Origin of the sequence: Bariatricus sp. HCP28S3_A4 (assembly GCF_052066395.1) — a bacterium.
GTDB lineage: Bacteria > Bacillota > Clostridia > Lachnospirales > Lachnospiraceae > Allocoprococcus.
In genome coordinates, this window is record NZ_JBQHSE010000004.1 from 129,236 (window position 1) to 153,724 (window position 24,489).

Sequence of the window (24,489 nt, forward strand, 5' to 3'; positions counted from 1 at the left end):
TCCCCTTTGTACTTTATTCTTAACGCGGTATCTCCAGCACCGCACCGCGGTTTCCGGATGTTACCATTGATGCATATCGTGCAAGATAACCGGTTGTAACTTCCGGTTCTCTCGGCTGCCATTTTTCTTTTCTCGCTGCCAGTTCTTCATCCGAAACTCTGACATTCAGTTTCAGATTCGGGATATCGATCTCAATGATATCTCCTTCTTCGATCAGTGCAATTGGGCCGCCTACTGCTGCTTCCGGCGAAACATGTCCGATAGATGCGCCTCTGGAAGCTCCGCTGAAACGCCCGTCGGTGATAAGAGCAACCGATGAGCCAAGTCCCATTCCTGCGATTGCAGAAGTCGGATTCAGCATTTCCGGCATACCCGGTCCACCCTTCGGTCCGACATAACGGATTACGACAACATCTCCCGGATGAATCTGTCCGCCCTTGATGGCTGTGATTGCATCCTCTTCGCATTCAAATACTCTGGCCGGTCCTTCGTGGACGAGCATTTCTTCTACAACTGCCGAACGTTTTACAACACTTCCGTCCGGCGCGATATTTCCTTTCAATACTGCAAGGCCGCCTGTCTGGCTGTATGGATTGTCGATCGGACGGATAACTTCCGGATTCTTATTAACACATCCCGCAATATTTTCTCCCACCGTTTTACCGGTTACGGTCATACACTCTGTATTCAGAAGGTTCTTCTTATTCAATTCGTTCATCACTGCATAGACACCACCGGCCTCATTCAGATCTTCCATATAAGTCGGGCCTGCCGGTGCAAGATGGCAAAGATTCGGAGTCTTTGCACTGATTCCGTTTGCGAAATCGATCTCGAAATCCATGCCGATCTCATGAGCAATAGCCGGAAGATGCAGCATACTGTTGGTAGAGCATCCCAAAGCCATATCTACAGTGAGGGCATTCAGGATCGCTTCTTTTGTCATAATATCTCTCGGACGGATATTCTTTCTGTAAAGTTCCATTACCTGCATGCCTGCATGCTTTGCAAGACGGATACGCTCTGAATAAACTGCCGGAATGGTTCCATTGCCCGGAAGTCCCATACCGAGTACTTCTGTCAGACAGTTCATACTGTTCGCGGTATACATACCGGAGCAAGAACCACAGGTCGGGCATACTTTATTTTCAAATTCACATACATCTTCTTCTGTCATCGTGCCTGCAGCATAAGAACCAACTGCTTCAAACATGCTGGAAAGGCTTCTCTTCTGGCCTTTTACATGACCGGCAAGCATCGGGCCACCGCTGACAAATATAGTAGGCACGTTGATTCGTGCTGCTGCCATCAGAAGTCCGGGCACATTCTTGTCACAGTTCGGAACCATAACAAGTGCATCAAACTGATGAGCCAGTGCCATTGCCTCGGTGGAATCTGCAATCAGATCTCTGGTTACCAGAGAGTATTTCATTCCGATATGTCCCATCGCAATTCCATCGCAGACAGCGATCGCCGGGAACATAACCGGTGTTCCTCCTGCCATGGCAACTCCCATTTTTACTGCGTTCACGATCTTATCCAGATTCATATGTCCCGGAACGATCTCATTGTAAGAACTGACGATTCCGACCAATGGACGATCCAGCTCCTCTTTGGTATACCCTAATGCGTTGAACAGGGACCGATGTGGTGCCTGTTGCATCCCTTTTTTAACATTATCGCTTTTCATTTCTATGTATCCTCCTGAATATCCTCTATGTATGCTTTATACTGACTTCAGCCAAGCAAGACTTCCTAATGAATCCGTTCACAGATCAAATCCCCCATCTGTGCAGTTCCGACTTTCGTGCATCCCTCCGACATAATATCACCGGTACGATAGCCGTCCTTCAGTACCTGCGAAACAGCTGCTTCAATTGCATCCGCTGCTTTGTCAAGATCAAAGCTAAACCGAAGCATCATTGCTGCAGACAAAATCGTCGCAATCGGATTCGCGATTCCCTTACCGGCAATATCCGGTGCGGACCCACCGCTCGGTTCATAAAGACCGAACTTCGTCTCATTCAGGCTTGCGCTCGCAAGCATTCCGATTGATCCGGTTACCATACTGGCCTCATCCGACAAAATATCACCGAACATGTTCTCAGTCAGAATGACGTCAAACTGCTTCGGATCTCTTACAAGCTGCATTGCACAGTTATCCACCAGCATGTGTTCCAGCGTCACTTCCGGGTAATCCGCCGCGACTTCCTCGACAACCTTTCTCCAGAGTCTGGAAGAATCCAGTACATTTGCTTTATCAACGCTGGTCACTTTCTTTCTTCTCTTCATAGCTATATCAAACGCTCTCACGGCAATCCTGCGTATTTCATTCTCATTATATGTCAAAGAATCATAAGCTGTTCTGACTCCTTCTTCTTCAACTGTTTTTCTCTCTCCGAAATACAATCCGCCGGTCAGTTCACGCATGATCATCAGATCGAATCCGCCCTCTGTTATCTCTTCTTTCAAAGGACAAGCGGCTGCAAGTTCTTCATAGAGAACTGCCGGACGCAGATTTGCAAACAAATTCAGCGCTTTACGAATCTTAAGCAGGCCGGCTTCCGGTCTTTTTGATGGTTCCAGCTGGTACCATGGAGATGTCTTCGCATCCCCGCCGATCGATCCCATCAGAACCGCATCACTTGCCTTTGCTCTCGCAATCGTCTCATCTGTCAGCGGCACTCCATGCACATCGATCGATGCTCCTCCCATCAGAAGCTGCTCGTATGTACACCGGAAACCATATATTTCTCCGGTCTTGTCCAGAACTTTCATTGCCTCGGTCACGATCTCCGGACCGATTCCGTCTCCCTTAATCACACCAATATTCAGATTCATCTTATTCATTCCTTCCGTTAATCTCCGGTTCAGAGGTCAGACCATCGTCCCCTCAAAATCTGTTAAACACTATAATATCCTATTTTCCTCATAGTTTCAAGCCTTTAATTCGTAAAAGCGCAAAAATTAGAGTGCTCTCTGTTTTTGGCATCAAACAAAATGAAAAAGGGACCTATCTGTTAGATATGTCCCCTCTCTGTCGATTTTCTGACAACCAGCTTCGCCGGCAGAATTCTCCCCTCGCAACTTTTATGCGTTTCAATCATCTGAAATAAGATCACCACCGACTCTTTTGCAATTTCTTCGACAGGCTGCACCATCGTTGTAATCGGTGGTTCAAAATACTCTGCAAATGCAAGACCGTCAAATCCCGCAACCGCCACATCCTGCGGGATTCGCTTTCCGGCTTCCCGCAAAGCCCGGATCGCCCCGACTGCCATCAGATCCGAAATTGCAAAAACAGCTGTAAATCCACATTTTCTTTTGAGCAGCTTCTGCATCATCCGATATCCGTTTTCCATAGAATAAGCTGTATCCGTTTCATCCAGATAGCAGATCAGTTCGTCCCGCAAAGGAATCTGATGTTCCGCAAGTGCCTTCTCATACCCTTTCATCCGAAGATAACCCACATTGCTGTCATTCTTATCCGAAGCCAGAATTGCAATATTTCTATTGCCTGTTTCACAGAGATAATTTACAATCTCCCTGCTTGCATGATAGTCATCTGTGGCGACCCAGGATGCCAGTCTTCCTTCTGGAACCGCAGTCAGAGAAGCCGTACAAACCACAAAAGGAACCTTAATTTTCTTCAGGCGGTCCATCTTATTCTCAAAGCTTCCTCCGAGAAAGATCAGGCCTCTCAGCCGCTTCTCCGCGATCAATTCGGCCGCTTCCTCCAGCTCGTCTCTTCCACGAGTCATATGCCGGATGAAAAAAGCATAATGTCTCTTCCGTATCTCACGCTCCAGGACTTGCATCATAGTAGCAAAGAACGGATCATCAATCTCTTTAACCATCACCGCAATCGCCTGCGCATCGGTCCGTTTCAGATTTCTGGCACTGTTGTTCGGCACAAAATCCGATTCTGCCACGGTCTTCAGAATTCTCTCTTTCGTCTCCGGATTGATATCCGGATGATCGTTCAGCGCACGCGATACCGTACTGATGCCAACACCACATTTCTTTGCAATATCCTTGATCGTCATTCCCAAAGTTCAACAGTCCTCTCGTCAATTATTCCGGCAGTCTTCCGTAGAGCTTCGTCATCTTCCGGATCTTCTTAATAAGTTCCTTGCTAACCTCTTCTTTCTGAAGGCGCCAGATCCAGTTGTCGCCAAGCGTGGAAGGCTGATTGATTCGCGCCTCATTTCCCAGACACAAATAATCCTGGATCGGAATAATACAGGTATCGGCCACACTTGCCTGTGCCAGGCGGATAACCGCCCAGACGGCATCCTGCTCTTCCAGTTCTTTATATCCCATATATTTCAGTGCAAGGCGTTTGTCTTTCTCATTCAGTTCACGATACCATCCCGCAAGCGTCTCATTATCATGAGTGCCCGTATAAACCACACAATTTCTGGTATAATTATGCGGAAGGTAATCGCTCGGTTCTCTGGAATCAAACGCAAACTCCAGAACTTTCATTCCCGGGAATCCGGAATCAGCCACAAGCTGCAGCACGGAATCCGTAAGGAAGCCCAGATCTTCCGCAATGATCCTGAGCTTTCCAAGTTTTTCTTCCACGGCCCGGAAAATATCCATGCCCGGCCCTTTCTCCCAGCGACCGAATTCAGCCGTCTCATCTGCCGCCGGGATCCAGTAATACTCATCAAATCCTCTGAAGTGGTCGATTCGTATAATATCATACAACTTCTGACAGTGCGCGACCCGTTTGATCCACCACTCAAATCCCGTCTCTTTGTGGTACGCCCAGTCATAGAGTGGATTGCCCCAGAGCTGCCCGGTTGCGCTGAAGGCGTCCGGCGGACATCCCGCAACCCCGACCGGCATTCTGTTCTCGTCAAACTGGAACAATTCCGGATGTGCCCACGCATCCGCACTGTCAAATGCCACGTAGATCGGAATATCTCCGATGATCTCGATACCTTTATGATTTGCATAATCTTTCAATGCTTTCCACTCTTCCAGAAATTCGAACTGCAGGAACTTCTGGAAACGGATCCCTTTTTTATGCTCTTTTCTGAACGCTTCCAATGCCTCAGCATTTCTCAAACGATATGGATCCGCCCATTCGCTCCAGCTCTTTCCGCCATTCGCCTGCTTCAGCTCCATATACAGGGCATAATCATCCAGCCATTCCTCGTTTTCTTTGCAAAATGTCTGAAACTCCGGAGCGCTTTCGATCCCGCTTCTCTTAAATGCCTTCCTCAGGATCTCAAAACGGTTCAAATAGATCTTCTCATAATCGATATAGCGGCTGTCATTTCCGAAATCACAGGCACGGCATTCTTTCTTCTTAAGCCAGCCCTTTTTAACCAGCGTATTCAAATCGATAAAATACGGATTCCCTGCAAACGTTGAAAAAGACTGATACGGCGAATCCCCATATCCGGTCGGTCCCAGAGGAAGAATCTGCCAGTAACGCTGACCGGCTTTCTTAAGCATATCAACGAATTTGTAGGCTTCTTTTGAAAACGCCCCGATTCCATATTCTGACGGAAGACTTGCCACCGGCATCAGTATACCACTTGCTCTCATATCTGCACCTCTTACTCTTTCCGGAAACGTTATCGGTAACGTTTCCAATTAATATATTTTAAAAGCACTGCATAAACATGCAATGCTTTTTTCACCCTTACAGCACTACTGAGCTGCTCCCGGCTTTTCAACCTGCATAATAGCCTGCTTCTGCATCGGGATACGGCAGTTCTTGTTGCTTCCGAATTCAACAATCACATCATTCTCGGTAATATCAATCACAACACCGTAAAATCCACTCGTTGTAAGAATCGTATCTCCTACTTCAAGTTCTGAAAGCATAAGCTGTACTCTCTTCTGCTCTTTCTTCTGAGGACGGATCAACAGGAACCAGAGCCCACCAAAGAACAATGCATAAACTGCAATAATTACTAAATTATTCATGTTACTTCCTCCTAAATCTTCATAAACGCTATTGCTATCATACACAATAACTTGGATTTCATCAAGTGATTTTCACAATTTCATCCGGATTTTTCTGATTTTACTATCATTTAGTCTTCTTTCTCTTCCATCGCACGAAGCGTTTCGGCCTTAAACTGGCTGTATCTTCCTTCGTCGATGGCATCCCGGATCTGCTCCATCAGGTGATTATAGTAATACAGATTGTGCAGAACGCAAAGCCTCATTCCCAGCATTTCTTTTGCTTTCAACAGATGACGGATATATGCTCTTGAATACTTCCGGCACGCCGGGCACTGGCATCCCTCTTCAATCGGCCGGGTATCCAGCTCATATTTCGCATTAAACAGATTCAATTTTCCATGTCTGGTATAAACATGCCCGTGCCTTCCGTTTCTGCTCGGGTAGACACAGTCAAAGAAATCCACTCCTCTGTCCACCGCTTCCAGAATATTGGCCGGAGTTCCCACTCCCATCAGATAGGTCGGCTTGTTAAGCGGAAGATGCGGAACGACTGCGTCAAGAATGCGGTACATCTCTTCATGAGACTCACCGACTGCAAGTCCGCCGATTGCATACCCATCCAGATCCATTTCGGCGATTTGTTGCGCGTGTTCCACCCGGATATCCTCATAAATGGCTCCCTGATTGATCCCGAACAGCATCTGCTGCCGGTTGATCGTATCCTCAAGGGAATTCAAACGCTCCATCTCCTTCTTACAGCGCGCCAGCCATCTCGTTGTCCGGTCCACAGAAGCCTGAATATATTCTCTTGTCGCCACACTCGACGGACATTCGTCAAATGCCATCGCGATCGTGGATGCCAGATTCGACTGGATCTGCATGCTCTCTTCCGGCCCCATGAAAATCTTTCTTCCATCGATGTGGGACTGGAAATACACGCCCTCTTCTTTGATCTTTCTAAGCCCTGCCAGCGAAAACACCTGAAATCCACCGGAATCCGTAAGGATCGGCTTGTCCCATACCATAAATTTATGCAGTCCTCCAAGCTTCCGGATCACCTGATCCCCCGGACGCACATGCAGATGATAAGTGTTCGAAAGTTCCACCTGCGTTCCGATCTCCTGAAGATCCGCTGTAGACACTGCTCCCTTGATAGCCGCCACGGTACCGACATTCATAAACACCGGAGTCTCGATCACCCCGTGAACCGTGTGGAGTCTTCCTCTTTTGGCAAGAACGTCTCTTTTTATTAATTCGTACATAATACCCTCTTTCAACGTATCAGGACGGCATTCCTGTCGTCCTGAATCCATTCATTTCATATGATTTTGTTTTAATAGTGACACACGACCGGTGTCCCAGCTGACACGTTGTTAAATACAGTCTCCGCTACACTGTACGGAAGGTTCACACATCCCCTTGAACCGTGTGTCAGATAGCGGGTTCCTCCGAACGCAGCCTGCCACGGTGCATCATGCAGCCCGATTCCTCCGTTAAACGGCATCCAGAAAGATACCGGTGATTCCCACTCGTATGTGCCGTCCGGCTGCTTCGGTCCTCGAAGCGTCGCATTTCTCTGGCAATACTTAATGTAATAAACTCCCTGCGGCGTCGCATCGCCCCTGCTCGGAAGTCCCGTAACAATCGGTCCCTGGGTTACGACCGCTCCGTTAACGAACAAATACAAATACTGGTTTGTGAGATCCACTTCCACATACGTATTCCCCCAGTCAGGGCCGTCGTGTGTCGCCGCCGTTGTCCTGTATGCAGGCTCCTTCGTCACAGTCTCTCCCTTCTGGATACTGGCAACAAGTGCCTCATATTCCGCATCCCGGTCAATCGACCATCCGTAATCTCCGCCTTCTACATTGACTGTATTTCCATTTCCCGCCGTAAACGTACGCTGTCTTCCATACGTATTATATTTACTTGCAAGCCCTTTGATGTATTCAGCCACCTGATCCGTGTCAAAGGTGACGGACATATTCCCATCCACCTTCACCCACTGTGAGATCAGTTCTTTATCGACCACTTCGGTTGAAGAACCGAATGTATAGGTAATGCTTGCAGTCAGATATTTATTCATCGCCGAACATGCATCAATGACTTCCTGGGACTGCTCCGTAAACTGCGGTTTCACATAGCACTCTTCTTCCGTCATATCCATCTCTGGAAGAAAACCGGCAATATATTCGCTGACCTTTACCTCAAATACTTCACGGTTAATCTGAGATCCTGTTTCTTCTTTCTTAACCACGAATTCTGTCCCGTTGTATTCCGGAATCGCGGAAACCGGTGCCTGCTGATTTTCCTCTTTCATGCACGCAAGTCCGTCCAGAACCCCGGTCAGCTTCGCGCTGTCATACTCCACCCCGATTGAAGCTGTGATCTCAGGCGCTTTCCAGAGGCTCATCGGCCACAAAAAGGCATTCTGTTCTTTCAGAAGCTTCTCCAGTTCTTCACCTTTTTTATAAGTAAGATCAATCTCGCTGCCACTGATCGTCTCCGTATCTCCGTCAGACTCATGCAATGTAAGCGTGTAGCCCGCCACCTGTTCCTTCATGTAATTTTCCACATCGCTGACGGATTCAAGTGCGTGGTCTGTTCCGTTAATCGTGGTCTGGAACTGAAAATGACTCATGAAAAAGAACGCAAACCCCAGATAAACAGCCGCTGTAACTCCCAGGATCGACGCCAGCACGATCTTTGCGACCTTCTTCCGCTTTCTGCGGCGCTCAGCCTTCTCCTCATCGGTTTCTTCTTCCTCATCGAAGCTGTCGTCAAACTCCTCTTCAAAAGCTTCTCCATCTTCCGCACTCAATACCGGCTCCAGCTCTTCGCCGTCCTTTGCATCCAGCAGGAGTTCTTCCTCATATTCCTCCTCCGGAAGTGGTTTTCTTTTCTCTTTCTTCACCTTCCGGCCACGCTGTGCCTTGTACTTCACCTCTAACGTGTCTTCTTCATTCTTCTTATCAGCCTTCTTATCCCGACCTGCGGTCTGCGAAGAACCCAGGTCATCCACAGATAAATGGCTGCCTGAGCGATCCGATGCTTTCTTCCGATTCGTTTTGCCCGCTTTTTCCACTTTTTTATGTTGCCGGACAGACCCCTCTTCTTCATTCCTGTTCACCTCATCGTAGATTTCTTTCATCGTCTCTTCCATGATAAGCTCTGCGTTCTTCTCTGTATTCTCTTCTGTCATTTTCATATCCTTATCACCCATTCAGATAATTGCTCCCTCTAAACTCAATATGTGGTTATTATAATACGAACTCATTCCCAAATACAATACAAAACTCCCTTTTTTCCTTAATAAATTATTAAGATTGCTTGCGTCCCAACTTTTCTTCCATTATACTGTCATGTAGACAGGCCCCGCCCGTCAAACCAAAAAACAATATTGGGAATATCCTTTTCCCGTATTCACATACTCAAAAAGAAAGGCTTGGTGTATCAAATGGCAGGTTCCATTTATGGTAAATTATTTCAGATCTCAACCTGGGGCGAATCACATGGAAAGGGGATCGGCGTCGTGATCGACGGATGTCCCGCCGGACTTCCGCTTTCTGAAGAAGACATTCAGATCTATTTAGATAGAAGAAAACCGGGGCAGAGTAAATTCACAACGAAACGTAATGAGGGCGATACCGCAGAAATTTTATCCGGTGTATTCGAGGGAAAGACGACCGGGACGCCGATTTCCATCGATATCCGCAATCAGGACCAACGCTCCCGTGATTACGGTAATATCATGAACGTATACCGTCCCGGACACGCGGACTACACTTTCGATGCCAAATACGGCTTCCGTGACTATCGCGGCGGCGGACGTTCTTCCGGGCGGGAGACCGCAGGACGTGTGGCGGCAGGCGCCGTAGCCTGCAAAATTCTGAATACTCTTGGAATCGAAGTGCATGCTTACACAAAGGCAATCGGCCCTTATATGATTCCCGAAGCGGAATATGATTTTAACCAGGTTTTCGAGAACCCGCTCTACATGCCCAATGCCGTCTATGCTTCAAAGGCTTCCGAATATCTTTCAAAATGCATGGAGGATCAGGATTCTGCCGGCGGCATCATTGAATGTTCTATTACCGGAATGCCTGCAGGAATCGGAGATACCGTATTCGATAAGCTGGAGGCCAATCTTGCGAAGAGCATCCTCTCCATCGGTGCTGTCAGAGGCTTTGAGATCGGAGACGGTTTCTCTGTTTCCGAATCAAACGGAAGTACAAATAACGACCCGTTCCGTTACGATGAAAACGGAGCCCTTACCAAACTTACCAACCACGCAGGCGGCACGCTTGGAGGCATGAGCGACGGAAGCCGAATCCTTTTCCGCGCTGCCGTAAAGCCGACCCCTTCGATTTCTCGTGAACAGCAGTCTGTAAATAAAGATGGGGAAAATGTCTCTCTCTCCATAACCGGCCGCCATGACCCGGTCATTGTACCGCGTGCCGTCGTTGTGGTTGAGGCAATGGCAGCCATCACAATCGTTGATCTGCTCTTCACCAATATGTGCGCGCGGATGGACAAAATCAGTGAGTTCTACCAAAGGTAGAAGGGAGCATTTTCTCTATGTGGAAACGAATTCTTGAATATCAGATTACAGAAACAACATTACAGACAAAAAATGCCAATCATATCCATGGGTTTTTAAAAGCCCATGGGTATTCTTCTGCTGTCATCCGCCATCTGAAAGAAACAGAAAACGGGATCTGCCGAAACGGAACCTGGGCACATATTCACGATCCTCTCATGCCGGGCGATATGCTGACCATTCAGCTCACGGAAGACACTTCTTCCCAAAACATCCTTCCGGTTCCGCTTCCGCTTTCCATTGTCTACGAAGATGAGGATCTGCTCGTGATCGATAAGCCTGCCAACATGCCGATCCATCCCTCCCAGGGAAATTACGACAATACGCTGGCAAATGCCTGTGCCTGGTATTTTTCTCAAAAAAACGAACCCTTCACCTACCGCTGCATTAACCGACTGGACCGCGATACGACCGGGCTGCTGATTCTGGCCCGCCACATGTACAGCGCTTCGCTTCTGTCCGCCATGGTCGCCAGACGTGAAATCCACCGCGAATACCGCGCGGTTGTGGAAGGATTGCTTCCCGAATGTGGAACCGTTGATGCCCCGATCGGGCGCTGTGAAGGCTCCACCATTGAGCGCGAAGTAAATGTCGAAAACGGAGAGCCTGCGCGTACACATTTTAAACGGCTTGCCCATACGACCGTTCCCGGAACCGGTAAAGAGTATTCACTTGCCGCCCTGTCGCTGGAAACCGGACGGACCCACCAGATCCGGGTACACATGAAACACATCGGGCATCCTCTCCCCGGTGATTTTCTGTACAATCCGGATTATTCCGTGATCGGCCGCCAGGCTCTCCATTCCTATCGCCTCACCTTCCGTCATCCGATTACCGGAACCAAGATGGATTTCCGCTCTCCGCTCCCGGACGATATGGTCCTCTGTCATGAATTTCGGGAGGCAGTATCGCATCAATAAATGCAATACGCCTCCCGTTTCTTTTTCTCACTCCTATTTTCTATATTTCGAAACATCCTCCGCCAATGAACTCTCTTAAAATCGAGTTCTGCGGTATATTTTCACTTCCGATCCCAACAACATAATCCAGAAACTTAAGCAGCCTCTTGGCTTCCAGGTATTCCTCGCAGTTTTTATCAATTCCGAACAGGATCGGCTCTGCATAAGCCTTCAGCACCGCCAGCTCATAAAGCAATGCTGAGTTAAACATCACATCCGCCTCTTCCTGATACGGGAAAATGTTGTTATCCTCGCCTCTTCGCACCGATTTCCACATCGCGATCGTATCCTTTGCAGAAGTACCGCGGGTTCTCGCATCCCTCACCATTCTTCGAAGAAGCCGTCCGTCCGTCGTCGGAATCCGATTGTGCTCATCAATATTCAGCTGCGTAAGTGCGCTGATATAAATTTTGAATTTATGCTCTCTCGGAATCTCTCTTGTAAGTGCATCATTCAGACAATGAATTCCTTCAATCACCAGAATATCATTTCCCCCAAGCTGTTTGTAATCTCCTTTATATTCCCGTTTTCCGGTCTTGAAGTTGAAATATGGGATTTCCACCCGCTCCCCATTCAGAAGAGCCTGAAGATCCAGATTGAATTGCGCCACATCGATTGCCTCAAGGCATTCATAATTCGGCTTTCCTTCCTCGTCCAGCGGCGTTTCCGAGCGATTCAGAAAATAATTATCCACCGCAATTGGATGCGGCACCAGTCCGTTGACACGAAGCTGCACCGAAAGCCGGTGTGAAAATGTGGTCTTACCGGAAGATGACGGGCCTGCGATCAGAACAAACTTTTTCTCAGGCCGGGAAGCGATCTGCTCGGCGATCTGTGCGATTCGTTTCTCCTGAAGCGCCTCCTGCACCAGGATCAGCTCTTGTGGATCTCCTCTGGTCACAAAATGGTTGAGATCTCCGATTGTCTCGATTCCCATCCGATCTCCGCCCTGTGTTGATTCCTTTAATACTTGAAAAAGCTTGTGTTGCGGATTAAAAGGAGGAACCAGCTTCGGGTTTTCCTTTTCCGGCATCTGTACCACGAATCCCTCGTCGTATAGAAACAGTTTGAAATATTTTAGATATCCCGTAGACGGTACCATATATCCGTAAAAATAGTCTTCAAATTCATTGATGCTGTAAAGATTGACCCGGGATACCCGGCGGTAATGGAAAAGCTTCTCCTTATCTTTCATACCGTACTCGTGGAATTTTTCGATCGCATCGTCGGTATGGATTCCCTGCTTTCCGATTTCCAGATCCATCTCCACCATCTGGCGCATCCTGCTCTCGATTCTGTCAAGCAGCTCCTGATCCAGATACAGGTTCCCTTTAAGCGTAAAATAAAACCCCTTATCGACTGAATAATGGATCCTTACTTTTTTCACATTTTCATGCCCGGCTGCATCGTAGACCGCTTTTATGAGGAGAAAACTGACTCCGCGCCTGTAGGCCATATTGCCCAGCTCCTCTCCGGTTGTTACAAACCGAAGTCTGCAGTCCTTCGTCACCTTCTTGCGCAACTCCTGAAGTTTTTCGTTCACAAATACCAGCACAATGTCATTCTCATACTGATCCTGATATTCTTTTGCGATTTCAAGATACGTCGTTCCCTCGCGATACGCTCTTTTCTCACCGTTTATTTCAACCTGATAACGCTTCGTCTCCACCTTCCGGCACCTCCTTATTGACATAAAAAACTGTTTCCCGATCGTTACATAACCCAGAACGGATGACGGACCGGAGCCGTCCTGATCTCGGCCTCCGGAAAATGCTCTTTCAGAAACTGTTCCATATCTGCTATAAAAATATACTCTGTTCCATAATGCCCGGCATCGATGATTGCCAGTCCCTGAGCCAGCGCATCGATTCCTTCATGATGATCGATATCACCGGTCACAAGCACATCCGCCCCTTTCGCCAGAGCAGGGCCGATCATGCTCTTTCCGGATCCCGGAGATACAGCCATCCTCTTCACCGTTTTCTTCGGATCTCCGAAGACTTTCACACTCGGCAGTGCCAGACGTTCTTTGACAAAACCACAGCACTCCTCCAGAGTCATCGCTTCCTTCAGGTCAGCTACTCTGCCGATCCCCTCGTCCGGGTAAGTCTCCTCCAGTATCTCAGGATCCTTCATCTCCATAAATTCTCCGGCAAGATCCGCCATTCCCATCACATCATAATTTGTATGCATAGCATAATATGCAATATCTTCTCGGATCAGTCGGATTACCCTGCGTCCGATAAAACTCTGATCATTGATTTTTTTTAACGCTTTAAAAATCATAGGATGATGAGTAACCAGCATATCTGCTCCCCATGAAGCCGCATCTTCAATCACCTCATCGGTCGCATCCAGCGCAATATAGATCTTCCCAACCTCTTTCTCATATCTTCCCGCCAGAAGTCCGACATTATCCCATTCCATCGCACATTCTTTCGGATAACGTTTTTCAATGGTATCAATTATCTCCCTGCAAATCACGCTATGTACCTCCTAATAATACGTATTCAGAATTCCCCTGATCCATTCGATTCTATAGGAAATCTCTTCCATACGTTTCTTCGCACGCACGGATTCCTGACTTTCGAGCGCAGATAAAATTCTGTTCTGGATTTCCATCTCCCGTTCAAGAAACTGTCCGAGAACCGGATGTGCCTGCTGCAAAAGCACCCGTCCAAATTCCAGTTCTTCTTCGGAATACGGTATTTCCCCGGCACCTGCCATGCATGGAACTGCCTTCATCATCGGATAATATTTTCCATCCTCATAGACCATGTCTTCGGCCACGATCCGGTATCCTTCTTCGGTCAGGTATTTTCTGACGCTGTCAATCTCCGACTGCGGCTGCAGAATCAGTTCTTTGAGCGATCCTGCCGTATCTCTTTCCTCGGAAAGAATCCGTATGACAAGACCGCCGCCCATACCGGCGGCGATCATACAGTCTGCTTCATTCATTTGTAAGTTTTTAAGCCCGTCCGACAGCCGCGTCTGGATCTTTCCTTCCAGTCCGTGCTCCCGGATATGCTCCTTTGCCCTTTCAAGAGGACCTTTATTAATATCCATGGCAATCGCCGACGGTATCACACCCGCTTCGGTCAGATAAATAGGAATATACCCATGATCGGTCCCCACATCTGCCAGCCGCATCCCGGGCGTTACCAGCTCCGCGACAGCCTTAAGTCTCTTTGATAATTCCATCTCGTCCTCTAATCCAGATAATCTCTTAATTTTCTGCTTCTGCTCGGATGGCGGAGTTTACGGAGCGCTTTAGCCTCGATCTGACGAATACGCTCACGGGTAACATCGAATTCCTTACCTACTTCCTCCAGCGTTCTCGCTCTTCCGTCATTCATACCAAAGCGGAGTCTGAGTACCTTCTGCTCTCTGTCGGTCAGTGTATCAAGAACCTCATCCAGCTGTTCCTTCAAAAGCGTCTGTGCTGCTGCTTCCGCCGGCACCGGAACATTGTCGTCCTGAATAAAATCACCAAGATGGCTGTCTTCCTCCTCGCCGATCGGAGTTTCCAGGGAAACCGGCTCCTGCGAGATCTTCAGAATCTCACGCACACGTTCAACCGGCATGTCCAATTCTTCCGCAATCTCTTCCGGCGTGGGTTCCCGTCCCAGCTCCTGCAATAATTGTCTGGACACTCGAATCAGTTTGTTGATGGTTTCTACCATATGAACCGGAATACGGATGGTTCTTGCCTGATCCGCAATTGCTCTCGTGATTGCCTGACGAATCCACCAGGTTGCATAAGTACTGAATTTAAAGCCTTTCTGATAATCAAATTTTTCAACTGCTTTGATCAGTCCGAGATTTCCCTCCTGAATCAGATCCAGGAACAGCATACCTCTTCCCACATATCGCTTTGCAATACTAACAACCAGTCTCAAGTTCGCCTCAGCCAGGCGCTTCTTTGCGTCCTCATCGCCTTCCGCCATTCTCTTTGCCAGTTCTATCTCTTCCTCCGCACTCAGAAGCGGAACCTTACCGATCTCTTTCAGATACATACGGACCGGATCTTCGATACTGATTCCGTCCGGTACAGAAAGATCGATTTTCTCCATATCCACTTCATCCTCGTCAGACAGGATGATCTCCAGATCATCATCTGTGTCGTCCACATCTCCGCTGATGCGAAGTACGTCGATTCCAGACGATTCCAGATACTCGAACACCTTTTCCATCTGATCCGGTTCCAGCTCCATATCATGGAACACTTCGTTGATCTCACCGATTTCAAGAATGTTCTTTTTCTTTTTGGCAAGCGCAACCAGACTCTTTAATTTTTCTTCAAATTTTGCCACGTTCTCTACCATGTCGTGTCCTTCCTCTCATTGCTTGTTTATATTTTATCCCTAATTGATGGAAATATGCAGTTTCTGCAAATCCTGCAAAGCCTTCTTTGCATTCATGAGCCGCTGAAGTCCCTGGATGTCCGTGGGATCCAGCTTCTTCGTTGCCTCCTCAATACTGTACGCCTTCACGCGGATGATCGTCTCCTTGATCGCCTTCTCCTGTTCCTGCTTTGTCGTCAGTTCCTTGATCCTGGTATGGAAAAGGGACGCCGCTTCTCGGTGATCGGCCTCTTCTGTAAAATGGTTCATGATCTTTGCCGGATTCACATCGCCCTGTTCGTACTGTTCAAACAAAAGCTCCGCCACCTGCCGGTACAGATCCGTTGTAAAATCCTCCGGCGTGATATAGCGGCTGATCTGCGGGAACAGTTCTTCATGGTCGATCAGCCAGGTCAGCAGGATCTTCTGCGACTTCATATGCCCGTCCTCTTTTGGAACGGTCTTATCCTGCGTCTGCTTCGGCCTTACCGCCGGTGTTGCCTGTCCACTCTGAATCGCCGTCTTTACGACCAGCTTCTTCAGTTCCTCATATCCGACACGATACGCTTTTGCAACTGCTTCAATATAATTATTTCTTTCGATCTCTTCTTCAAATTCTGCAAGTTTTCTGGATGCCATCCGCAGAAATTCTGTCTTGCCTTCGGGGGAAGTCATATCATAATCTTTCTCCATCATCTCCAGACTGAACATAAATCCGTTTCTGGCCTTTGCGATCCGCTCCTCAAATGCTTCCGCTCCGAGGTTCTTGATAAATTCATCCGGATCCTTATAAGGTTCCATACGGATCACTTTTGCGGTGATGCCGGCGTCCTTCAGAATCGGCACCGCCCTGAGTGCCGCCTTCGTTCCGGCTTCATCACTGTCGTACGTCAGGTACACTTCACTCACATACCGTTTGATCAAAGCGGCATGTCCGGGTGTCAGCGCCGTTCCCAGCGATGCCACAGCGTTCGTAAAACCTGCCTGATGTAAAGAAATCACATCCATATATCCCTCACAAATCAGAAAATATGGTTTTCTTGATGTCCGTGCCCGGTGCAGTCCGTAGAGATTCCTGCTCTTGTCAAATATCATCGTCTCCGGAGAGTTCAGATATTTGGGCTTTCCGTCTCCCATCACACGTCCGCCGAAACCAATGACACGGTTATTCACATCCATGATCGGAAACATGACACGATTCCAGAATTTGTCATAAATTCCGTTTCGCTCGTCTACATTTACCAGCCCGGCCTTGATGATCAGATCGTCATTGTAACCTTTCGATCTCAGATACTGATACAGATCATTGCTGTACTTGTTTGAATACCCGAGTCCGAACGCGGTGATCGTCTCCTCGCTAAGCTTGCGTCCCGTCAGGTAATCATGCGCGATCTTTCCTCCAGGCGCCTTCAGCTGCGCATAGTAATACTTTGCAGCCAGCTTGTTCATCTCCAGCAGGGTCGCCCTGAGATCCGCCCGCTCCTTCGCCTCTTTGGAATACTCCTCCTTTGGAAGCTCCACCCCCGCTCTCTGGGCGAGAAACTTCAGTGCCTCCGTAAAAGAGTAATTCTCATATTCCATAATAAATGTAAACACATTGCCGCCCGCACCGCAGCCAAAGCAATAATACATCTGCTTATCCCGGCTTACGGAAAACGACGGCGATTTCTCATTGTGGAACGGACACAACCCGAAATAGGAGCTTCCCTTCTTCTGAAGCTTCACATATCCCGATATTACGTCCACAATATCATTTTTCATTCTAACTTCTTCTATAATCTCATCCGAATAATACATGAAATCTTTACACCTTCCTGGTGTGAAAGCAAAACCAAAAGTTTCCAGTAGTAAAAAGCCCTCACATTTAATATATTCGACAAAACTTTTTGATTTCCTTTAATTTTTCCACGCTTCCGGAATAAAAATATCCTCAAATTTTTTTACGGCATAATTATCCGTCATGCCGGCAATATAATCACACACCACCTGCTCCGCCGAATCGCCTTTCTCCATCTGAATCCGGTATTGTTCCGGAAGAAGTTCCAGATGATCCTCATAATAAAAATACAAATTTTCGATCATATGGATCGCCTTCGTTTCTTCTCCCTTTGCACGGGGATTCTGGTAGACATGCTCAAACATAAACTTTCTCAGATCACGCATCGCCTCTTCGATTTCCTCCGACATCCGGATCTCCGGCTGATCCATGCTACTTATGATCACATCATGGATCATCGTGTTCAGCCGTGAACGCATCCCGGTTCCAAACACCTCTCGAAACCGGAGCGGTATATCCTCTTCAGTAAGGATTCCTCCACGTATCGCATCGTCAATATCATGGTTGATATAGGCGATCTTATCCGACAGCCTCACGATCTGCCCCTCAAGAGTTGCCGGTTTTCCCACACTCTTGTGATTGCGGATCCCATCGATGACTTCCCATGTGAGATTCAGCCCCTGTCCGTCCTTTTCCAGCACTTCCACCACGCGCACGCTCTGTTCGTTGTGTTTGAATCCGCCCGGACACACTCCGTTCAGAGCCCGCTCTCCAGCATGACCAAAGGGCGTATGCCCGAGATCATGCCCCAGACTGATCGCTTCTGCCAGATCTTCATTCAGCCGCAGCGCCTTCGCGATGGTCCGCGCATTTTGTGAAACCTCCAGAGTATGTGTCAGCCTTGTGCGATAATGATCCCCTTTGGGAAGCAGAAATACCTGTGTCTTCTGTTTCAGCCTGCGAAACGATTTACAGTGCAGGATCCGGTCTCTGTCTCTTTGAAAGACCGGCCGAATATCACACTGCGCCTCTTCTCTTTTTCTTCCTCTCGTATTGACGCTTAGTGTCGCATACGCACTTAAATATTCTTTTTCCCGCTGTTCCATCTGCTCTCTGATCGTCATATTCCTGCTCCCTTTCAGCGATCTGTTCATGCGAACTTCTCATTATTTTTCTTCTTTCAGACGTTCTTCAATGGCATGAACCACCGTCTCAAGCACTTTGATCCTTGCATAATACTTGCAGTTTCCTTCCACTACGACCCACGGTGCATGCGGTGTGGAAGTACGAATCAGCATCTCATTGACTGCTTCTTCGTACTGATCCCATTTTTCACGGTTTCTCCAGTCTTCATCGGTGATCTTCCACTGTTTTTCCGGATTTTCCTGGCGCGCCTTAAACCTTGCTGCCTGCTCATCTTTATCGATCTGCATCCAGAATTTCAGCACGATAGCGCCGGCATTCACCAGATCCTGCTCCATATCATTGATTTCCTTGTAGGCTCTCTGCCATTCTTTCGTCGTACAGAATCCTTCGATTCGTTCTACCATCACACGACCGTACCAGGTTCTGTCGAAGATCGCAATGTGGCCCGCTTTCGGCATAGCTCTCCAGAAACGCCACAGGTAATGATGTGCTTTCTCAATATCATTCGGTGATGCAGTCGGATTTACCACATATCCTCTCGGATCCATGTGTTCCGTCAGACGCTTGATCGCGCCGCCCTTGCCTCCGGCATCCCATCCCTCGAAGCCGAGCACCACCGGAATTCTTCTGCGGTACAGTTCACCGTGAAGACGTTCCATCTTGCCCTGCAGTTCCTTAAGCTGCTCTTTGTACTGCTTCTTGCTGAGCTTTTTGGACAAATCCGCCTTCGCAAGCAGCGATTCCTGGAATTCTCTCTCTCCACCGCTTCTTCTCTCTTCCTGTGCTTCCTCCGGCATCTTCACCTTCTCCAGCGCCATCTGCATTGCATGGATCACTGTCGTGAAGATCTTCGCTGTTGCATACCGCTTATCCGTCGCTTCAATGATCGTCCACGGTGCATAATCCGTATCTGTTTTCCGAAGCATCTCTTCATTCATCTGCTCATATCGTGCAAATTCCTTATTTCTCTTCAGATCGCCCTCGCTGACTCTCCACTTCGTCTCCTTCGATTCCATCAGCTTTTTGAACCGCTTTTTCTGTTCTTTCTGATCGATCGCAAGAAACAATTTCACAATGACCATTCCGTCATCTGTAAGCTGCTTTTCAAAAGAACGAATCGATTCATAGTCTGCCGGCAGTTCTTCTTCCGACACTTTGCCGTCGAACCGGTCGATCTGTACTCTGCGGTACCAGCTCGTATCGTAGATCGCAATTCTTCCCCGCTCTGGTGTCTTCGTCCAGAAACGCCACATGAAAGGGTGCATCCGTTCCTCTTCCGTTTCTTTCTTAACCGCATGTACCTCAAATCCTCTCGGATCCAATCCTTGGATCAGACGTCCGATCTGCAGGCCTTTTCCCGAAGCTCCGTACCCTTCAAAGGCAATCATCACCGGAATTTTCTGTTCCTTGCATTCCCGCTGCAGATGCCCAAGCTCCAGCTCCAGCGTCTCCATCTTCTCCTTGTATTCTTCCTTGCTCATTTTCTTTGTTAAATCTACTTTTTCTAACATACGGCTACCTCCTGACATCCGTTTCGCCATTTTTTCTTCTTATCTCAATTCGTCTGGCATTGATTGAAAAAACGCATAAATAAACCGCTCAATTATTTATTATTTTACTATATTTTCTCTCAATTAGAAAGAGTATTTGTTAAATATCGAATTTTGTTTCTATTTCCTTTTTAATTATTAATATTGCGAATATATTTTTTCAAAAAAATTGTGTTGACTTTCCCCAAATAATCATGTATTATAACTGTTGTCAGCAAAGCATAAACAAAATAGCTGGTATGCGGAAGTGTCGGAACTGGCAGACGAGCAAGACTAAGGATCTTGTGACTATTGCAGTCGTGTGGGTTCAAGTCCCATCTTCCGCATTATTTTTTTGAAAAAGCCCTTGAATTTTCAAGGGTTTTTCTTTTGCTCCATTAAACACAGAAACAAACACTTTATAATCCATAGCAATTATCATAAAAAACTTTTTTCTTATTGACAAATCCATTTATTTAATATATAATAAAACAGTCGCGCGGAAGTGTCGGAACTGGCAGACGAGCAAGACTAAGGATCTTGTGACTATTGCAGTCGTGTGGGTTCAAGTCCCATCTTCCGCATTTTTAATTAAGTGGGAAGCCTTGATTCGAGGCTTCCCATTTTTTGTTCTTTTTGATTACTGATAATAAGGAATTCCTACCGAAACATTTTCCCCTATGCTTCCAAAGAGTTGTTTCAAAACTTCTGTCTTTTCTCTTGTCTGGTTATATGCAAAAGAATTATACTGCGACAACAAATTTCTTGCATTATTTTTATACTCCAAAAAAATTGCATTGTGACAGTCATACCATTCACCAGCCATACATTTTTCTAATTCGTTCATAACAACTCTCTGTCTCTTCTTCTGTTCTGCCAGAGCAACACCACTGCCCCTGCCACGATCACGATTGAGATCATCTGTGAGGTAGAAAGCATTCCTATATTCCCCCTGTCATCTGCCCGCAAGAATTCTATCAAGAATCTTCCGACACCGTAAAGTATCATATATAATGCTCCGCCGTCTCCGGTATGCTTGATCTTTTTATAATAAAGAAGAAGAATTGCCGTGATCAGGAAATCGCCCGCTGACGAAAAGAGCTGTGTCGGCAATACCTTGACACCTGCCGGTGCCATGCTGTTGGCCGGGAAAACCACTCCCAGAAAGGACTGTGTCTCTCTTCCGTAACAGCAGCCTGCCAGAAAACAACCGATCCGTCCGAATCCCTGAGCCAGTGAAATAGAAGGTGCACACAGATCAAAATATTCCAGAAAAACAAGTCCTTTGATCCTGCAGTATATAATGGCTGCCAATACTCCTAAAATGATTCCGCCGTACACCACAAATCCTTCTGATCCCAGAACGCTGAGAGGATCTTTGATAAATGCAGGGAATTCCACGATCACATAGAGAAGCTTCGCTCCGAGAAAACCGGCAAGTACTCCGTAGAGTGCAATATCGATGACCGCTTCCGGATTCAGCTTGTATTTTTTAGCTCGGTACATGCCCATTGCAATGCAGCATAAAATGCCGATCGCTATCATCAATCCGTAACCGTGGATCGTGATTTTTCCAATTGTTAAAATGTCTGTCTTCATGTTCTATCCTCATTTCTATCTGATATGTTCTCCGGGATTTTCATCCTCAAAATCGAACACACACCGTTCAAACGCATTGATCACATGCGTATCCTGGTATTTGTCGTATCGTTTATGCTGTCTTCCGTAGGACATATGTACATGTCCGTGCAGGAAATACTTCGGGCGATATTTTTCCATCAAATTCAGGAACACCCGGAATCCCTGATGCGGAAGATCTCTCCCGTCATTCAGTTCATAAGCCGGTGCATGCGTCACAAGGATATCAAATCCCCTCCTTCTGAGCAGCTGAAACCAGAGTTTGTGTACGCGTTTTTTCATGCCGCGCTCTGTATACTGATGCTCTCCCGGTTTATAGCGCATAGAACCGCCCAGCCCCAGGATCCGGACCCCTTTGTACACATAAATCTGATCGTCGATGCAGATGCATCCTTCCGGCGGAATCTGCGCATATTTATCATCGTGATTTCCGCACACATAGAGTACCGGTGCTGATGTAAATGTTGCAAGGAACGAAAGATAATGAGGATCCAGGTCACCGCAGGAAATGATTAAATCAATTCCCTGCAGTTTACTTTTTTCAAAATGATCCCATAAATATGCAGATTCTTCGTCTGCAATCGCAAGTATCCTCATAATCTCTTTAGCCTTTCTTCTCTATTCCCTGCTGCTGGATCGTGGGCTTGGTTTCTTCAAGCATTTCATCTGCTTTCGGAATCGTTCCGATCACATTCTCCGCCAACCAGTCCATCGTCACAATTTCTTCCGGCGTCAGATCTCTGGAAGGATCTGACTGTACAATTCCAGTCTGAGAATAGAGCACTCCCGAGAACGGATTAAACTCTCCACTACTGATTGTTTTCTTCAGCAGCTCAACCAAACGTTTGGTGCCAATCGGCAGGCTGTCTGAGCAAATAACATCGATCGCGCCGGATGACATTCCCCACCAGTAATTGATTGCTTTCAGTTCCGTAGATTTATCATCGTATTTCCATGTTCCGTCCATAATCGTCCGAATCAGCTGTTCGTAGAATTTTCCCCAGTGCCACAGAGGCATGGCAAGACTTCTCGGATACCCCTCTTCCATCCGGTAAATACCAAAATATCTGGAGGACTCTTCCGGAATCACCATATCCATACCGGAAATAATGTTTGCCCCTGATTTCCGGATATTTTCAAGCGCATCACTATCTTTTTTCTTATACCATTCCAGATAGACCTGTGCTCTCGGATTGATCATTTTCGCTCCCAGCGCAAATGCATTGATATTGGCAATAGCACCAAAGATCGGGTAATCGGCCAGATATGCGATCTTGTTATTCTCAGCCATCGCGCCTGCAATCGCTCCCATCAGGAATTTCGCCTCATGCATACGGGCGTAGTAAGTCCGGATATAACGATGAGAAGTATTCAAAGAACAGTTCAGAATCCGGATATCCTGATTTGCGATCGCCGCTTTCACACTGGCCTGTGTAAAGGCCGGTGTCGTCGTAAATACGATATTACATCCATTTTGGATTGCCTCACCTATCACGTCTTCTACTGTCTCCGGCGTGACATTATCATAATACACGGTCGTAACTTCGTCCGGGAACGTCTGCTCCAGATGCAGTCTTCCAAGCTCATGGGCATATGTCCATGCGGAAGATGACGGCGTTTTTTCATATATAAAGGCAATCTTAAGCTTCGGCGAACTCAACGGGAGAAGACGGCTCAGAAGTGGTTTCTTCTCGCTTGTCGGATTCATCTTAAGCTCCACTTCTTTGTCGACACCGATCAGCTCAAATTCTTCCCAGCTCTTGGTAATCATTTCTTTCAGCTCACTGCTGGTCTTTTCTTCCAGTGTCTGATAACCGTAAAGCTTAATGAAAGCCAGAAATGCATCCCCCGCCGTAACCGGGAGTTTCTCTCCGCCTCTTGCTTTAAATTCAGCAGTAAATCTTGAATAAGCCGAACTGAACGTCAGCTTTTCATCCTCACTCCACACCTCATTCGTGCCTTTTCCGACAGCCTCCTGCAGCTTTTTAAAACTACCTTCCTGACTGAACCAAATATAATTGATCTTAGACAAGTCATAGAAATCGAGAAACTCATAATATATTTTGTTTTCTTTTTCATCGGTACGTTTTGGTATAATCCTCGTTACCGTACCCGGAATAGACGTAACACCATAATATTTCATGACACTGACACGCTTATTTCCTTCTTCTACATAGAATTTATTCATAAATTCATACGCCTTGATCGGATCCCTCAAGCCTTCATTTTCATGAATAGTACTTAAGGTCGCCCATTTCTGCGCAAACTCTGTATTTTCCCTCAAAATCGGCATAAAATTTCCGGCAAATGCATTACTTCTTCCACCATGTCTCGTACCCACGATCTGATCCATCGGGATCTGAACCAATCCAAGCGGCACTTCTGAAAATGTTCCCTTTGTCGGGAGTATATCATCAAGGACAGGAAGTGTCGGTCTGACTCCCCGAAGCATCCTTGACTGATAATCGCGTTTTCCAGCTTTATATGCTTTGCTATATTCTTCTGATGACATAAAATATCCTCCTTTGAGAATTTACTGATCCATCTTATACTTTCTATACAAGGATACCTT

The 24,489-nt window shown here is 47.1% G+C and carries 20 protein-coding genes and 2 tRNA genes; 4 read left to right on the forward strand and 18 right to left on the reverse strand.

The genetic code is table 11. From position 1 onward, the window contains the following. Positions 1-19: 19 nt before the first annotated feature. The 7 genes from ilvD to ACTNBF_RS03580 all read right to left on the reverse strand — a co-directional run bounded on the left by ilvD (position 20) and on the right by ACTNBF_RS03580 (position 9,148). Positions 20-1,687 (reverse strand): dihydroxy-acid dehydratase, encoded by a 1,668-nt coding sequence (ilvD, locus tag ACTNBF_RS03550; protein ID WP_427806436.1) that lies wholly within the window; start codon positions 1,685-1,687, stop codon positions 20-22. A gap of 65 nt (positions 1,688-1,752) precedes the next feature. Next, on the reverse strand, positions 1,753-2,838 hold the full coding sequence (leuB, locus tag ACTNBF_RS03555; protein WP_427806488.1) for a 3-isopropylmalate dehydrogenase: 1,086 nt from the start codon (positions 2,836-2,838) through the stop codon (positions 1,753-1,755). A gap of 179 nt (positions 2,839-3,017) precedes the next feature. Further along, positions 3,018-4,043, reverse strand: a complete 1,026-nt coding sequence (locus ACTNBF_RS03560; RefSeq protein WP_441049680.1) for a LacI family DNA-binding transcriptional regulator — start codon at positions 4,041-4,043, stop codon at positions 3,018-3,020. A 28-nt stretch (positions 4,044-4,071) separates the two neighbouring features. Next, complete coding sequence (gene malQ / locus ACTNBF_RS03565; protein WP_441088771.1) at positions 4,072-5,559, reverse strand: 4-alpha-glucanotransferase; 1,488 nt, start codon at positions 5,557-5,559, stop codon at positions 4,072-4,074. A gap of 105 nt (positions 5,560-5,664) precedes the next feature. Continuing rightward, positions 5,665-5,943, reverse strand: a complete 279-nt coding sequence (gene yajC, locus ACTNBF_RS03570) for a preprotein translocase subunit YajC (protein WP_427806438.1) — start codon at positions 5,941-5,943, stop codon at positions 5,665-5,667. Positions 5,944-6,053: 110 nt separating this feature from the next. Then, positions 6,054-7,187, reverse strand: coding sequence for a tRNA guanosine(34) transglycosylase Tgt (gene tgt / locus ACTNBF_RS03575; RefSeq protein WP_441088772.1), 1,134 nt, complete (start codon positions 7,185-7,187; stop codon positions 6,054-6,056). A gap of 71 nt (positions 7,188-7,258) precedes the next feature. Next, positions 7,259-9,148, reverse strand: coding sequence for a L,D-transpeptidase family protein (locus ACTNBF_RS03580; RefSeq protein WP_441088773.1), 1,890 nt, complete (start codon positions 9,146-9,148; stop codon positions 7,259-7,261). A 234-nt stretch (positions 9,149-9,382) separates the two neighbouring features. Between ACTNBF_RS03580 and aroC the strand changes: the two genes are divergently transcribed. Further along, positions 9,383-10,486, forward strand: coding sequence for a chorismate synthase (gene aroC, locus ACTNBF_RS03585; RefSeq protein ID WP_441088774.1), 1,104 nt, complete (start codon positions 9,383-9,385; stop codon positions 10,484-10,486). Positions 10,487-10,503: 17 nt separating this feature from the next. After that, entirely contained in the window at positions 10,504-11,445 is a 942-nt protein-coding gene (locus tag ACTNBF_RS03590) for an RluA family pseudouridine synthase (protein ID WP_427806443.1), read from the forward strand. A 40-nt stretch (positions 11,446-11,485) separates the two neighbouring features. Here ACTNBF_RS03590 and ACTNBF_RS03595 read toward each other — a convergent pair whose 3' ends face one another. From ACTNBF_RS03595 to pap, 7 genes are all read right to left on the reverse strand, one after another. Next, positions 11,486-13,153, reverse strand: a complete 1,668-nt coding sequence (locus ACTNBF_RS03595; protein WP_441024485.1) for a nucleoside kinase — start codon at positions 13,151-13,153, stop codon at positions 11,486-11,488. Between the two features lie 44 nt (positions 13,154-13,197). After that, positions 13,198-13,968, reverse strand: a complete 771-nt coding sequence (locus ACTNBF_RS03600; RefSeq protein WP_427819121.1) for a Nif3-like dinuclear metal center hexameric protein — start codon at positions 13,966-13,968, stop codon at positions 13,198-13,200. Positions 13,969-13,980: 12 nt separating this feature from the next. Beyond that, positions 13,981-14,685, reverse strand: a complete 705-nt coding sequence (locus ACTNBF_RS03605; RefSeq protein WP_427806446.1) for a tRNA (adenine(22)-N(1))-methyltransferase — start codon at positions 14,683-14,685, stop codon at positions 13,981-13,983. An 8-nt stretch (positions 14,686-14,693) separates the two neighbouring features. Continuing rightward, a complete protein-coding gene (gene rpoD / locus ACTNBF_RS03610; protein ID WP_427806447.1) occupies positions 14,694-15,809 on the reverse strand; it encodes an RNA polymerase sigma factor RpoD in 1,116 nt (371 codons plus the stop codon). 39 nt (positions 15,810-15,848) lie between these two features. Beyond that, entirely contained in the window at positions 15,849-17,624 is a 1,776-nt protein-coding gene (gene dnaG, locus ACTNBF_RS03615; RefSeq protein ID WP_441024484.1) for a DNA primase, read from the reverse strand. Between the two features lie 99 nt (positions 17,625-17,723). Beyond that, positions 17,724-18,728: a deoxyguanosinetriphosphate triphosphohydrolase gene (locus tag ACTNBF_RS03620; RefSeq protein ID WP_427806490.1), complete on the reverse strand. Its 1,005-nt coding sequence runs from the start codon at positions 18,726-18,728 to the stop codon at positions 17,724-17,726. Between the two features lie 42 nt (positions 18,729-18,770). Further along, on the reverse strand, positions 18,771-20,261 hold the full coding sequence (gene pap / locus ACTNBF_RS03625; RefSeq protein WP_427806449.1) for a polyphosphate:AMP phosphotransferase: 1,491 nt from the start codon (positions 20,259-20,261) through the stop codon (positions 18,771-18,773). Positions 20,262-20,541: 280 nt separating this feature from the next. Between pap and ACTNBF_RS03630 the strand changes: the two genes are divergently transcribed. Beyond that, positions 20,542-20,626, forward strand: a tRNA-Leu gene (locus ACTNBF_RS03630). Positions 20,627-20,778: 152 nt separating this feature from the next. Continuing rightward, positions 20,779-20,863, forward strand: a tRNA-Leu gene (locus tag ACTNBF_RS03635). Positions 20,864-20,919: 56 nt separating this feature from the next. On the opposite strand, the gene ACTNBF_RS03640 is transcribed toward ACTNBF_RS03635, so the two are convergent. From ACTNBF_RS03640 to ACTNBF_RS03655, 4 genes are read right to left on the reverse strand one after another with little or no spacing between them, the layout of a single operon-like run. Beyond that, positions 20,920-21,126: a maltose acetyltransferase domain-containing protein gene (locus tag ACTNBF_RS03640; protein WP_427806450.1), complete on the reverse strand. Its 207-nt coding sequence runs from the start codon at positions 21,124-21,126 to the stop codon at positions 20,920-20,922. Next, positions 21,123-21,878, reverse strand: a complete 756-nt coding sequence (lgt, locus tag ACTNBF_RS03645) for a prolipoprotein diacylglyceryl transferase (RefSeq protein WP_441088775.1) — start codon at positions 21,876-21,878, stop codon at positions 21,123-21,125. The genes ACTNBF_RS03640 and lgt overlap by 4 nt, the downstream gene beginning before the upstream one ends. 15 nt (positions 21,879-21,893) lie before the next feature. Continuing rightward, complete coding sequence (locus tag ACTNBF_RS03650) at positions 21,894-22,514, reverse strand: metallophosphoesterase family protein (RefSeq protein WP_427806452.1); 621 nt, start codon at positions 22,512-22,514, stop codon at positions 21,894-21,896. 7 nt (positions 22,515-22,521) lie between these two features. After that, complete coding sequence (locus tag ACTNBF_RS03655; RefSeq protein ID WP_441088776.1) at positions 22,522-24,429, reverse strand: BMP family ABC transporter substrate-binding protein; 1,908 nt, start codon at positions 24,427-24,429, stop codon at positions 22,522-22,524. Positions 24,430-24,489: the final 60 nt, after the last annotated feature.